Origin of the sequence: Streptococcus pseudopneumoniae (assembly GCF_001072375.1) — a bacterium.
Lineage (GTDB): Bacteria > Bacillota > Bacilli > Lactobacillales > Streptococcaceae > Streptococcus > Streptococcus pseudopneumoniae_L.
Map to the genome: position 1 here is coordinate 1 of NZ_JVKV01000104.1, position 733 is coordinate 733.

Sequence of the window (733 nt, forward strand, 5' to 3'; positions counted from 1 at the left end):
TGGCAAGTATGGTTTGTAGCCTGGTACGTCTGGAACAACTGGTTTTCCTGGTTTTGTTGGATCTGTTGGATCATTTGGATATTTCACATCTGGTGTTGATGGGAATTTAGGATCATCAGATTTTGGAACCAAGCTTCCAAGTGGTTTATAGGTAACAATCTCTACTACTTCAGGATTTTCTGGAGTAACTGTCTTACCACCAGCTTCTGTCTTATCAGCGTAGTAACCTGGAATTACTGGTACAGATACCTTACCGTAAGTATGGCTCTTCTCAGTCCATGTTGTACTTCCATCAGCTTTGTTTACTTTACCAGTGAATGTGAAGTCGTCTTGGACGTTGTCTCCTGGAGTCTTATCGCCTGCTCCTTCAAACTTAACTGTTTGTTTAGTTGGTTTCTTCACATCATTTACGATTGGTACGTAGATGATTGGTGTGTCGTCACCTGGGTTTTCAGGAGTGATTGGTTTTCCTGGTTCTACTGGTTTACCTGGTTTGCTTGGATCTTTTGGATCTGGCAAGTATGGTTTGTAGCCTGGTACGTCTGGAACAACTGGTTGACCTGGTTTACTTGGATCTGTTGGATCATTTGGATACTTCACTTTTGGTGTTGATGGGAAGTTTGGATCGTCTGGTGTTCCTGGTTTTGGAACCAAGTTTCCAAGTGGTTTGTAGGTTACTGTATCTGTTGCTTCAGGATTTTCTGGAGTAACTGTCTTACCACCAGCTTCTGTC

The 733-nt window shown here is 42.6% G+C and carries 1 protein-coding gene; it reads right to left on the minus strand.

The window, feature by feature from the left end; genetic code table 11:
* The coding region (locus ADH31_RS10040) for a mucin-binding protein (RefSeq protein ID WP_049510188.1) at positions 1-733 on the minus strand (733 nt) is incomplete at both ends.